Genomic DNA, 12414 nt, shown 5'->3' on the forward strand with positions numbered 1-12414 from the left:
AAAAAGTATCAAATACTTATAAGTATAACTTAAGTTTTTTAAAAAAGAACTTTTTTAGTTTCTATACGTCATACCGCCGCGGTATCTCTTAACATAGATCCCGCTAACACGTAGCGGGATGACGATTGTCAGGGTGTCATTCCAGCGCGTGACGCTGGAATCCAGTTTTTATTTGCAGCCTACTTGACTCGAAGCTAAGTTTTCTGGATCCAAATAGTCAAGGCACTGGGATGACAAAAAAAGGAGCACTGGAATGACAAAGCTATAGGTTGCAAGCGAGACGTCATACCGCCGCGGCGCTAACAAGAGATCCCGCTAACACGTAGCGGGATGACGAATTAGAGGTTGTCCGGAAACTAGTAAATTCAAGCATATTCCCTCTTTAACATAACCCTACTCATAGCTAGGTATATGAAATTCTCAGTGGATGTTGTGAGTAAATCATACTCCTTCGATAGCCTTCTATTCCTATTAACCCAAGCAAAAGTCCTTTCTACAACCCATCTTCTTGGCTGTACTTTAAACCCTTGTTCTCTTGTTGGTAGTAGCTCAGGTGGCGTATCTTTGTGCACCCAAAATCTACATGGAGGCCTTTTAACAATTTCAATATCTATGTCATATTCTTCCTTTATGTGATTCTTTAAATTTCTTCCTTGGTATCCCATGTCAGCCCACATTTTTTTAACTTTAGTATATTTTGTTCTCATATTGTTTAATGCTATTTTAATACCATCTCTATCATTTTCGTTAGCAGCGCCTACGTAACAACCTAGTATAAAACCCTGAGTGTCTGTAATTATATGCCTTTTTCTACCCTTTACTTTTTTACTTCCATCATAGCCTTTGATCCCCCCTTTTCTGTAGTCTTTACAGATTGACTATCTACTATACAGGCACTCGGCTGCTCATTCCTTCCTATTTTTCTTCTACTATATTTTGTAATTTCATAATTCATTTTCTCAAAAATTCCCTGCTTCTTCCATTGCCTGAACTGCTCATACACAGTCTTCCATAGCGGAAAATCATTTGGTAAATACCGCCATTGACACCCTGTACGCAATACATAGAAAATTGCTTCTAATATTTCTTTTTTGCTATACTTTGGCGGCCTTCCTCCTTTCTTGTATGATACTCTGAAGTGTTTTTCTATTCTTGCCCATTCCCTTTCGCTTAGATCTGTTGGATACTTTTTTCTCATCTTTACCCCGTACTAAAATTTCAGATATTATAGCCTTTTACTAGTTTCCGGACAACCTCTTATAGCATTTCTCATAATAGTCCGAATAGGTCATAGGAAGGCAGAATCAACAGCACGACGAAAGGATTCGAATAGAGGAATGTTTTTCCTGGCTCTGTTTTTTATAGCAAACCAATGATGCTCAATTTTGTTAAAATCTGGAGAATAAGGCGGCAGATACAAAATTTCTGCACCGACTCCTTTAGCGAGCTTGATAAGCTTATCAGACTTATGAAAAGTAGCATTATCAAGAATGACAGTTTGTCCAGGTTCTAAGATCGGTGCCAAAAATTGCTCAAACCATCCATTAAAAATATCCATATTACAGTGGCCTTCAAATGTTAATGGAGCAACTATCTTTCTTCTACTTAAGGCTGCAACCATGCTGATTCGTTGAGTTTTTTTTCCAGATTTTAGGGCATAAAATCGCTGTCCTTTCTGGCAATACCCATATGGATAGTCCTCCGTGTTATCAATCCCAGACTCATCTATATACACTAAGTTTTCTGGTTCTTTTGTTGCTATAATTTTTAAGAATTCAGCACGTTTTTCTTCGTTCCTTTCCTTGTATCCATATGTCTTTTTTTGCGCGTAAATCCAATTTTTCTGAGAGCTCGGTGGATCGTTTGGATACTAACGTTGCCCCAAAGTTTAGCCATTTCCGACAGAGTTTTTCTACCGTGTTTTTTAGCAAATTCGATAAACTTATTCCAGTCGATAATTTTCTGATTGTAACCTCCATTACCGAGTTTTTTTGACTGAAAGTCGCCTGTTTCTTTTTTTCTTTGCTGCCACTCCCACAAAGTAGTTCGTCCAATTTTAAATCTTGCTGCCACTGCTTCTCTGCTTTCCCCTTCGTCTAGTGCTTCCATTGCTTTTTTTCTTAAATCATAACTATATGCTGCCGGCATCCAACCTCCTTATCGCCATCTATCCTTAATCTTATCATATCCGGACTTCTGTGGAAAGAGCTATACTATGCCGCCGCGAACCGTCATACCGCGATTCATTCGCGGTATCTCTTAACATAGATCCCCTACTTAACTGTCATACCTTAACATAGATCCCGCTAACACGTAGCGGGATGACGGTTGTCGTTTAGCTATAAACATTAAGAAATTTACTAAGCGAAAAAAAAGGCAAAAGAAGCCCCGTGGTTGGCTAATTACTTACATTATACTTTCAAGTATGGCGTTTTTTTATTCTAAACGCTTAATAACCGCGATTTAGCTGCTTTTTAATGCAACTAACCTTTAGTCATAAATGTTTAAGAAATTTACTAAACAGAAAAAAAGACAAAAGAAACCCTAGGGTAGCTAATTATTCACTATCCATTTTTTAAGTTGGCGTTTTTTTATGTTTTAAATGCTTTATAAGCGCATTTTAGCTTATATTAGGTAAAAACCTAGAATTTTATAAAGACATAAGGTGCACATAGTGCAAAAAATTAAACATGAGACGCCAGATTCGTGAGTTTTTTTGTCATTTAATCTGTACAGAGAAGATAAATAAATAGCTTCACTTTCATGATAAGGGGGCTGACGGAGTTTGTCAAGGAAGTTTTTTCGTTTCTATGAGCTACTTGGATGACGAGAAAGGAGCACTTACATATTTATGGCAACCTCATTACCTACGCTCAAAAAGTTTTTCAATATCACTGAGTTTCATTTCTATATAAGTTGGTCTTCCGTGGTTGCATTGCCCGGAATATGGGGTTTTTTCCATTTGTCTCAGCAGCTCATTCATTTCATCTAACCTCATTTTTCTACCCGCTCTAATTGATCCATGACAAGCGATAGTGGCCAATATTTTGTTCACTTTATCTTCTACTGGCAATGTATCTTCTATTTCCGTTAATCTATCGACTATATTAATTAGCATCTCTTTCACATCTATTGCTCCCAAAATTGCAGGGATTTCTTTTACTATCACTTTATTTTCTGATTTGATCTCAATATCAAAACCCATTTCAAATAACTTATCTTTATAAACTTCAATCATCTCCATTCCGGCTTGATTTTTGATTTCAACCGTTTCAGGAAGAAGTAGTTTTTGTCTTTTTACACTTGATTTTTGTTTTAAGCATTCATATACTAGTCTTTCATGGGCTGCATGCTGATCGACTATAATCAATTTGTCCCTTACCTCTGCAATAATATAAGTATTATAGACCTGACAGCGTGCAAACCCGAGCGGGTGGCTCTCTATCAAATCAACTTGCTCTAACACCTTTTTTTCCAGAACCATAGTCTCCGCTTGTGATGGAAATTTCTGTATGCCGGTATAATCAAACGATTTTGACTGTTCTGATAAGCTTTTTACTCTTTCATTTGGAGAAGCAAATTCTTTTATTAGTTGATTTTCAAAAGGACTTGGCCTTCTTTCATTTTGAACATTAGGTTTATCAAAAGGATCTGGCAATGTTGAATCCATTTTCTGGTCATGCGCTGGAAAGGTGCCTATCCTTCTTGACAACGCTTTAATTAATCCTCTTGTCACTATCTCATATATGAGCTTCTTATTCTGAAACCTTACTTCTGACTTATTTGGATGCACATTTACATCTACTTGATCATAAGGTATCTCTAAATGTAACGCTGCAAAAGGATACCTATCGCTTGGAATAAAATCATGATATGCATACCTAACTGCGCCAATAAGTAAATTATCTTTAATTGGCCTTCCATTAACAAACGTATAGATCTGAGTTGACTTACCACGATTGACGGTTGGCTTACAGATGTGTCCCGTAAGTTTGATGCCGTCTTCTTCTTCATTGACCTCCAAAGAATTGCCCTGAAATTCTTCTTCTACTTCACACAATCTATGAAATAACGAAGTCTGCTTAGCGTATTTTAAGAGCTTTTTATTACCTGAAGTGAGAGTAAACCCTATATGATAGTTAATCATTGCTAGGTTGTTTACAATATCAACAATGCTTTGAGTTTCTGCTCTTTCGGTTTTTAGAAATTTTAGTCTATTTGGAGTAGCGAAAAACAAATCTCGTACTTCAATATGTGTCCCTTGTGATAAAGGGTAAGGAGTTAGCTCCCCTATTTTCTCTCCACCCTCATAACTTATAGACCATGCTTCATTTGCTTCTCTTGCCTTAGACGATAATTTTATCCTACTTACTGCTGCTATTGAAGGCAGAGCTTCTCCTCTAAAGCCAAGATGCTTGATTTCTATTAATTCACTATCGCTCAATTTTGAAGTAGCATGGCGCATAAACGCAAGTTCTAAATCGTTTTTTTCTACTCCGTTACCATCATCTGTCACAATAATAAGGTTACGCCCACCACTTTCTATTTTGATCTCTATTTCTAAACTTCCAGCATCTATTGCATTTTCCACTAATTCCTTTACTACACTTGCTGGCCTTTCTATCACCTCCCCCGCTGCTATACGGTTTATGGTTTTTGTGTCTAAAAGAGTTATTGCCATAGATTTATTATGAAACTGGTTTTTCTTTTACTTCTTTGGTCTGTTTCTCTCTCCACTTTTTTAACCTACCTGCAATTTCACTGTTGGAAATTGACAATATAGATACGGCAGTAATGGCAGCATTATATGCTCCATTTTCTCCTATAGACATGGTTGCAACTGGAACACCCTTTGGCATTTGAACTATAGAGAGTAGACTGTCCAGCCCATTTAATTGTTTACTATGCACAGGAACGCCGATAACTGGTAAACAAGTTAGTGACGCAACCATACCAGGTAAATGAGCTGCACCTCCTGCACCAGCTATAATAACCTTAAAACCTTCTTCTTGTGCAGATTTAGCAAAATTGAAGAGCCTTTCTGGTGTTCTATGTGCAGATATTATGAATATATCATGTGAAACTTCTAATGCTTTTAACATATCAACAGTATGGACCATAGTGGTGTAATCTGACTCACTTCCCATAATAACAGCAACATCTTTTTTTATTTTTGTCATATTCAACACAATTTTACTTACTAACTAAATAATGTTCCAGCTAAAAAGCAACAAATATTTAAATTATATTATAAATATAATATATAGAATTCTCGTTAAAATAGAAATTTTAAAAATTTAAATAAATATTTATATTAAGATATAGAGATATAAACTTCTTATGTAAGATAAATTTATAAAATAATTATTTTTGTATTTCAAGCTTTGTAATCTTAGCTTGTTCTTTCTATAAATGGTTTTTTCAGATAGACTGATGGTAAAATGGTAATTTAAAATTACTAGAAATTTGATAAAAATATTAATATATAATCAACTTAAAGTTTTAAATATTGATATCATATAATTATTGACAAGTTACATGACATTAATATCTTGGTATATTAAATATTATGTTATAATATTTAATAAAGTTAATTGATATGTGAGTGTAAGAATTATGGAAATAATATCGTTAAATAACTTAGACAGTGCAGGAATAAAAACAAAGTTGCTTTATATAATAAATAAAATTATAGAAAAAAATGCTTGGACTCAGGCTTTTGCAGCTGAGAAACTTGGTATTGATCAGCCAAAGGTATCGCAAATTAAAAATGGTAAAATAGATGGTTTTTCTTTAGAGCGATTGTTAGGATTTCTAAAAAAACTTGATCATGAGATAACAATCACGATGACAGAAAGCCAAGAAATAAAATCTGAGGCAGAAAAAGTAAAACATGAAGTTGAATCGCAATAGATACAAAGTTGACAACTTGTTTTTTGTGATATAGTATAAAACTTATTAAGGTAGTATCTTATGGCTGAGTCTATTGTAGAAAAGTGTATAGAACGGGTAAGTAACCGTTTCAAATTGGTTCTGTTGGCAAGTCAAAGAACACATGATTTAAATACAGGGGCAAGTAATCCAATTCAAGCAGCTAAGTTTAAAGGTCATAAAAATACCATAGTTTCCTTACATGAAATAGCAGGAAAACAGGTGGATACTCATGAGCTGTTTAGCCTTTTGGTAGGTAGATGCAAGGAATACATGAAAGGAAATATGAATAATGTTTACAGCAGTAATACAAGTAAGCTAGCGAATTTATTAAATTTTTCTGATAACACAGATCTTGATGCAAGTCAAGAAAGCCAAGATTATGAAGTGGATGGTGAAATAGATGATGAAATAAATGATCAAGATGGCGATGAAGAAGTATCCGTTTAGAAATCTACTGAAGTCACATAGTCTTTAAATGATTTGCATTGCTATCTATACACTGTTGTTCTGTATGAGTGTAATGTTGTGTTGCATAGTGTCTAAGTCAAATGATGTGTACAATAAGGTTTTAGCGTTCAATAATTTCTCAACGCAAGTAGTTGTACTTATAACAGCAATATCAATCATTCTGAATAATTTTTTTTTAATTGATATAGCATTGTTGTATGCTAGCGTTAGCTTTATATCAACTATAGCACTAATGAGATTAATGTTGTTTTGATAATTTATGATAGGATCCATTTTCATATTTTTAGGTATTTGTTTGATAATTATTTCAAATATAGGGGTGATCAGATTTCCTGATTTCTATACTAGGTTACATGCAGCAGGTATTACAGATTCTAGCGGTGCAACGTTATTGTTAATTGGTTTTGCTTTGCAGAATGGATTTTCAATCAATACTGTTAAAATAGTATTATTAATTTTTATAATATGGGTAGCTAACTCAACTAATAGCTATATTTTAGCGCGCACTCATTATAAAGTTAAGAAAAAAACTGTTAAAGAAGGCTAAGGTGTTAGAAATATTAAATGTAGTGTTACTTTTGTTGTTACTAACAGTTACGGTTTTTATAGTTTTCTCGCGACATTTAGTCGTAAGTGCTGTTCTAATGTGTGTATTTAGTTCACTGATTGCGCTTATATACTTAATTATGAATGCACCTGATGTTGCAATTACTGAAGCTTCTGTTGGTGCGGGGCTCAGTACAGTTTTTACGTTTGCAGCACTCTCCTTGATAAAGAATCATAAAGTAAATCTATCTCATAACCCTATAACGCTTTTTTTTATGTTATTTCTGGCTGTATGTTTGTCATATTTTATGATTCAATTGCCAGATTTTGGCAGCCACAATGCTCCGATCCACTTGCATGTTGCTCCTTATTATGTGGAAAATACCGAAAAAGCTACCGGTATTCCTAATATAGTGACAGCTATTTTGGCAAGCTTTCGTGGTTATGACACGTTTGGAGAAACTATAGTAGTTTTTACTGCTGCGCTTTGTATAACGTTGATATTAAAAGAAGAAAAAGAAAATGATTAAAGATCCGATATTAAATGCAGTAACATTTTTGATGATACCTTTTATCATTTTATTTGGTTTATACATACAATTTCACGGTGATTACACTCCGGGTGGAGGTTTTCAAGCAGGAATAATTATTGCCTCCGGGATAATATTATATTCAATGCTATTTGGTGTATCTACAACTCTAAAAGCAATACCTTATTCTGTGATTAGATTGACTAACGTGTTAGGTATTTTAATTTATGGAGGAACGGGCGTTGCAACAACTTTACTTGGCCAAAATTTTTTATCTTATGATATCTTGTTAACCAATAATAGAACCGGTCAAAAATTAGGTATTTTTTTGGTGGAATTAGGTGTAGCATTTACTGTCTGCTCCTCTATGTTAATTATATATATAAATTTTGCTCGTAGGAAAAAACAATGACTTTATATAATTATACGATTATTATTGTATTAATGGTGCTAGGTTTATATATTATTATAAACGATAAAAATTTAATCAAGAAAATGATAGGGGTAAGCGTCTTCCAAGCATCTGTTTTGTTATTTTACATATCTCTAGGATATATAAAAAGTTCCTTGCCTCCTATATTGGTTTCAAATTTTTATTCATATAGCAATCCTATACCCCATGTTTTAATGCTTACTGCTATAGTGGTTGGAATTGCAACATTTTCAGTTGGATTATCCATAGCAGTAAAAATGGAAGAAAAGTATGGAACAATTGATTAAGACAAGTGTACATAAATTAACAGTATCTTAAACTATATGAAGTAACAAATAGCCACAAGTTAAAAGTAAAATTATAGACTTGCTCGTTGTAAGTTTGTTTGTTAATAAGAAATAAAATTATAAACTATAAAGGTAATGATGTCAACTATTAATGATGCAGAAGATAAGAAAAAAATTATCAAAGATCTGGTAACTAAGAGTATAAAAAAGGGTGGTTTTATCACCTTTGATGATATAAATGATAAATTATCAGATGAAAATTTTTCGTCTGACTTTATAGATGATGCTATATCTTTATTGCAGGATTCCGGAATTAATGTGCTTGAAAGTAGCGAAGATGAAGAAGATATTCCTTCCAACAGTGATGATAGTAAACTTGATGATGATGACACATCGCCAAATGTTACTGCAACTTTAGTACAAAATGATGATCCAGTGAGGATTTATTTACAAGACATGAGCTCCGTAAAGCTTTTATCAAGGGCAGATGAAATCGAGATAGCAAAAAAAATTGAATCTGAAAAGCATAACATGTTACGTGCAATAATTGAAACATCAGTAACATTAAAGGTGATAAAAGTATGGCGTGATGATTTAAGTAATGGAGCTCTCTTACTGAGAGAAATTATAGATCTGGATGCAATTTATAACTCTGATTTTAATGTGGTACCCAAAGAAGAAAGTGAAGAGAGTGAAGAAAGTGCTGAAGATGTTGAGGATTCTGAGGATGTTTCTGAAGATGCTGAGTACTGTAGTGATGATGAGAAAGACGGTAATAATGAAGATATAAGTTCAGTCAATTTAAATGTTTCTATTCTTGAAATGGAAAGTGACTTATTGCCAAAGGTCATAGTTGCATTGGATGAGATAATTACTTTAACAAATGAAGCGTTGATATTAAGAAAAAATTCTAAAAATTTCTCTAATGAGCTAGAAAATTTGTATAATCAAATATGGTCTATAGCATTACAAATTAAGTTAAGTGATGCTGCTGTTGCCAGAATTACACAAGAACTTTATAAGATAAATAGATCCATTACGCTTGAAGAGGCTAATCTTATTGCTGAGGCTAGAAAATACGATATCGATAGAGAAAGTTTCTATAAAGTTTATGATGACGTGCTTTTAAAGCACGAATTGAAAAAGATAAGTCTTTTAAAGATCAATGAAAATCAGTCCTCTTTTACAGGTGAATTAAAAAACAAATTTTTAAGGTTTATAGACGATAACTCTGAACATATAGCTAGTACCTTGAACGGTATTAAGCAGCATATACAGGAAGATAACGTACAAGAATTTAAGGAGCTAATCAAGAGAATACAAAAACACGAACGAGAAGTCTCTGAAGCAAAGCAAGAAATGATTAAGGCTAACTTAAGGCTAGTAGTTTCCATTGCTAAGAAGTATTCAAAAAGAGGCCTTGATCTGCTTGATTTGATACAAGAAGGCAATATTGGTCTTATGAAGGCCGTGGATAAGTTTGATTACAAACGTGGATATAAATTTTCAACTTATGGCACTTGGTGGGTAAGACAATCAATCACTAGAGCAATACCTGAGCAGTCTAAAGTAGTTAGAATACCAGTTCATATGGTGGAAATTATCAGTAAAATCAACAGAGCATTAAGAAAGATGACTCATGAGATGGGAAGAGAGCCGACGTTAGAGGAATTGAGTGTAGAACTGACAATGCCACTGGAAAGAATACGCAAAGTTATGAAAATAGCAAGGGATCCAGTAAGTCTTGAAGCTCCAACAGGAAAAGATGATGGTAGTACCTTTGGTGATTGTATAGAAGACAAGCGAGTCTCCAGGCCAGAGGATGCTGCAATACTTGCTGACTTGCGTGGCATTACAACCAATGTTCTTGCAACTTTAACACCAAAGGAAGAAAGAATTTTAAGAATGCGTTTTGGCCTTGGTAAAGATGGGAAGGAACATACCTTAGAAGAAGTAGGAAAAATTTTTAATGTAACACGTGAGAGAATTAGGCAAATAGAGGCAAAAGCACTGCGCAAGTTGAAACATCCAAGCCGTGCTAGAAAACTTAGAGGGTTCTTTTAAGTATACGTGTCAAGTTAAGAAGAAGCTGATTTTGCCCGGAAAAAGTGGAGAGCAAGTTAGGCCAAAGTTGTATAATTTCACCGCTATTTTTCTTTTTCTATGAATCTAATGAAACAACATGCTAATCTACGGTAAATATTATGACAAACAAAAATGACAACTCTAATTCAAAGTATAGAAATTTTTATGTTCTGGGTGATAGCTTATCCGATAATGGCGCAATCATTGGAATTTTAAATAATTTATCCTTTGCAAAAAGCGTAAAATTTGATGATCCTTTTTATCAAGGAAGATCTTTTAGCAATGGCCCTACTGCTGTTGAATATATAGCAAAATATTTAGATTTAGATGAATTTAAACCTGGGTGGAGTTATTCATTTTTTGGGAGATGCCACGAACAGCAAGGTCAGAATTACGCAGTTTCATATGCAACAGCATCTGAAATTTTTGACCCTATTTTTTCTTATTTCTTCAATAAATTTCGTTTAGCTAACCAGCTAGATGCAGTAATTAAACATCATCCAGATATAGGTAAAGAAGATTTATTTTGCATCATAATCGGCGGAAATGATGTTATGGTTGCCACTGCTTATGACGATACTAAAGCGGAAGAAGTGTTGGAACAAGCAGTGAGTAAAATATGTAATGCACTTAAGGTTCTAAATGAACATGGTGTTAAGCATGTAGTTGTTGCAAATGCACCTGAAGTTGGCTCAATACCAGCTTTTAATAGAGATGAAGAAGCAAGGGAACTAGCTACAAAGCTCACGGAGAGTTTCAATGCAAAACTGGCTAAAGGCTTAGATTATATGAAGAAAAGTACAAATCTTGAAATAAAAGCATTTGATCTTAACTCTAAAATGAGAAGTATGTTTAGCGAATACAAGAGCAAAGGTTTAAATTGTCAAGATGCATGCACATCGAACATTGCAGACCAAGTTGGGAGATTTAAAGAAAATATAAAAATACTCTTAAAGTTGATATTTAAAGGGGAACTTGACGTTCACTATAACCCTGGGTGTAGCAAAGAAACACTAAAGGATTATTTCTTTTTTGATTATTTCCATCCAACTGCGGAACTTCATCATGAAGTTGGTAATGAAGTGTATGAGTTGATTTGACACAGTTTTTTTGAACATATCCTTTTAAATAGTAACCAGACTGCATTCTGTGATTTTTAGCAAAACACGATCTTTCATTTGAGCTTTCTTCAATTTAAAATAAATACAGAAAATTGCTGCCTATAGCTAAACTGACTTAGATTTACCGACAATTTGAAAAACCGTCATCCCGCTACTATATAGTTATTGATATATATTTTCTTTTAAGCTCTTGGTTTTGATCGATAAATGTAATCATTTCATCTTCTAAAGTTTTAATTTGATTACGTAAAATTGCAAGAAGTTCCTCTATTTGTTTGATTATAGATGTATCAGTTACCTGTTGGATTTGGGTTTTTTGTATTTTTGCTATTTCTACAAGTTGGTTTCTACGAGATAATTTTTGTTTCAAGCAATCAATATTACCATTACTAACTGTTAAAGGAGTAACACGCATATCTGTATTATTAATATAACGTGAGATGATACTGCAGTCTATTTTATCAGTTTTTGTAGTAATACCAAGGCTTTTAGCATAGTCTCTCCCACCTTGGTTGAATGACGTACACCTCAAAACCATTGCTTAGTAAAGTATAGGCACATAATTTTTCGTATCCACCAGTTGCCTCAAGACCAATTTTGGTTACATTATGCAAACGTAAAAAGTCCAGCATTTCATCAATGGATTGTACATTGTTTTCAAATATTTTATAATGCTCAAGTGGGTGAATGTGGAGATCTAATTTACTTTTGCTAACATCAATGCCAGCAATAATGTTTGATGAATTCATAATTCCTCCGTAATAATAACATATACTGCATTTTCCAGCCTTATATACGAGCCTAAAAGCTCAATCAGTTGTTCGGAACTTTCAGTATAATAAACCAGAGAAGAGAACCTTGCTGAACAACGATTCTTATAATCAAGGGGCGTGACGATTCCTCTTCTCTGTGTGTCTTTAATCTCACTACTTTGATATTTATAAAGACTTGTTCTTAACATATAAGGGAAGTGTCCTCTAGGTGAGATTGTGGAGCATTCGTTGCAGCAT

16 protein-coding genes are annotated in these 12414 nt (G+C 33.9%); 9 read left to right on the plus strand and 7 right to left on the minus strand.

Translation table 11 applies throughout. The features are described from left to right. Positions 1–365: 365 nt before the first annotated feature. The 4 genes from ABWU55_RS04590 to purE all read right to left on the minus strand — a co-directional run bounded on the left by ABWU55_RS04590 (position 366) and on the right by purE (position 5180). Positions 366–1198, minus strand: a protein-coding gene (locus tag ABWU55_RS04590; RefSeq protein ID WP_209472412.1) for an IS5-like element ISWpi1 family transposase whose coding sequence is annotated in 2 segments (ribosomal slippage) — positions 366–829 and positions 829–1198 — 834 coding nt in all. Because the reading frame shifts where the segments join, the coding sequence is not laid out codon by codon here. A 90-nt stretch (positions 1199–1288) separates the two neighbouring features. After that, a protein-coding gene (locus ABWU55_RS04595) for an IS630 family transposase (protein ID WP_156518142.1) occupies positions 1289–2148 on the minus strand; the annotation gives its coding sequence in 2 pieces (ribosomal slippage) (positions 1289–1824 and positions 1824–2148; 861 coding nt in all). A gap of 715 nt (positions 2149–2863) precedes the next feature. Then, entirely contained in the window at positions 2864–4681 is a 1818-nt protein-coding gene (gene mutL, locus ABWU55_RS04600) for a DNA mismatch repair endonuclease MutL (RefSeq protein WP_353286179.1), read from the minus strand. Between the two features lie 7 nt (positions 4682–4688). After that, on the minus strand, positions 4689–5180 hold the full coding sequence (purE, locus tag ABWU55_RS04605) for a 5-(carboxyamino)imidazole ribonucleotide mutase (protein ID WP_006280351.1): 492 nt from the start codon (positions 5178–5180) through the stop codon (positions 4689–4691). Positions 5181–5616: 436 nt separating this feature from the next. Here purE and ABWU55_RS04610 point away from each other — a divergent pair, with 436 nt between their 5' ends. The 9 genes from ABWU55_RS04610 (at position 5617) to ABWU55_RS04650 (ending at position 11383) form a co-directional block, all read left to right on the plus strand. Continuing rightward, positions 5617–5913 carry a helix-turn-helix domain-containing protein gene (locus ABWU55_RS04610; RefSeq protein ID WP_010081926.1) on the plus strand — a complete coding sequence of 99 codons (297 nt, stop codon included), beginning with the start codon at positions 5617–5619 and terminating at the stop codon, positions 5911–5913. Between the two features lie 60 nt (positions 5914–5973). Beyond that, positions 5974–6381, plus strand: a complete 408-nt coding sequence (gene rpoZ, locus ABWU55_RS04615) for a DNA-directed RNA polymerase subunit omega (protein WP_007548528.1) — start codon at positions 5974–5976, stop codon at positions 6379–6381. A gap of 28 nt (positions 6382–6409) precedes the next feature. After that, positions 6410–6655, plus strand: a complete 246-nt coding sequence (locus ABWU55_RS04620) for a monovalent cation/H+ antiporter complex subunit F (RefSeq protein ID WP_007548527.1) — start codon at positions 6410–6412, stop codon at positions 6653–6655. Positions 6656–6661: 6 nt separating this feature from the next. Beyond that, complete coding sequence (mnhG, locus tag ABWU55_RS04625) at positions 6662–6949, plus strand: monovalent cation/H(+) antiporter subunit G (protein WP_006279703.1); 288 nt, start codon at positions 6662–6664, stop codon at positions 6947–6949. 1 nt (position 6950) lies between these two features. After that, positions 6951–7478, plus strand: coding sequence for a DUF4040 domain-containing protein (locus ABWU55_RS04630; protein WP_015589497.1), 528 nt, complete (start codon positions 6951–6953; stop codon positions 7476–7478). Beyond that, the gene (locus ABWU55_RS04635) at positions 7471–7890 is read left to right on the plus strand and encodes a Na(+)/H(+) antiporter subunit B (RefSeq protein WP_006279705.1); all 420 of its coding nucleotides are present in this window, start codon (positions 7471–7473) and stop codon (positions 7888–7890) included. Before ABWU55_RS04630 ends, ABWU55_RS04635 begins: the two co-directional genes overlap by 8 nt. Further along, the gene (locus ABWU55_RS04640; RefSeq protein ID WP_006279706.1) at positions 7887–8198 is read left to right on the plus strand and encodes a cation:proton antiporter subunit C; all 312 of its coding nucleotides are present in this window, start codon (positions 7887–7889) and stop codon (positions 8196–8198) included. Before ABWU55_RS04635 ends, ABWU55_RS04640 begins: the two co-directional genes overlap by 4 nt. Before the next feature lie 138 nt (positions 8199–8336). Beyond that, the gene (gene rpoD, locus ABWU55_RS04645; protein WP_353286180.1) at positions 8337–10262 is read left to right on the plus strand and encodes an RNA polymerase sigma factor RpoD; all 1926 of its coding nucleotides are present in this window, start codon (positions 8337–8339) and stop codon (positions 10260–10262) included. Between the two features lie 140 nt (positions 10263–10402). Next, entirely contained in the window at positions 10403–11383 is a 981-nt protein-coding gene (locus ABWU55_RS04650) for an SGNH/GDSL hydrolase family protein (RefSeq protein ID WP_353286181.1), read from the plus strand. Between the two features lie 175 nt (positions 11384–11558). Here ABWU55_RS04650 and ABWU55_RS04655 read toward each other — a convergent pair whose 3' ends face one another. Genes ABWU55_RS04655 through ABWU55_RS04665 form a run of 3 tightly spaced genes read right to left on the minus strand, consistent with a single transcriptional unit; the run spans position 11559 to position 12365 of the window. Next, positions 11559–11942 (minus strand): hypothetical protein, encoded by a 384-nt coding sequence (locus ABWU55_RS04655; RefSeq protein WP_227738615.1) that lies wholly within the window; start codon positions 11940–11942, stop codon positions 11559–11561. Continuing rightward, positions 11893–12153, minus strand: coding sequence for an IS110 family transposase (locus tag ABWU55_RS04660; RefSeq protein ID WP_010082049.1), 261 nt, complete (start codon positions 12151–12153; stop codon positions 11893–11895). Before ABWU55_RS04660 ends, ABWU55_RS04655 begins: the two co-directional genes overlap by 50 nt. Further along, positions 12150–12365, minus strand: coding sequence for a hypothetical protein (locus ABWU55_RS04665; protein WP_080717592.1), 216 nt, complete (start codon positions 12363–12365; stop codon positions 12150–12152). Before ABWU55_RS04665 ends, ABWU55_RS04660 begins: the two co-directional genes overlap by 4 nt. Positions 12366–12414: the final 49 nt, after the last annotated feature.

Source organism: Wolbachia endosymbiont (group A) of Crataerina pallida, assembly GCF_964028475.1.
Classification (GTDB): Bacteria; Pseudomonadota; Alphaproteobacteria; order Rickettsiales; family Anaplasmataceae; genus Wolbachia; species Wolbachia pipientis.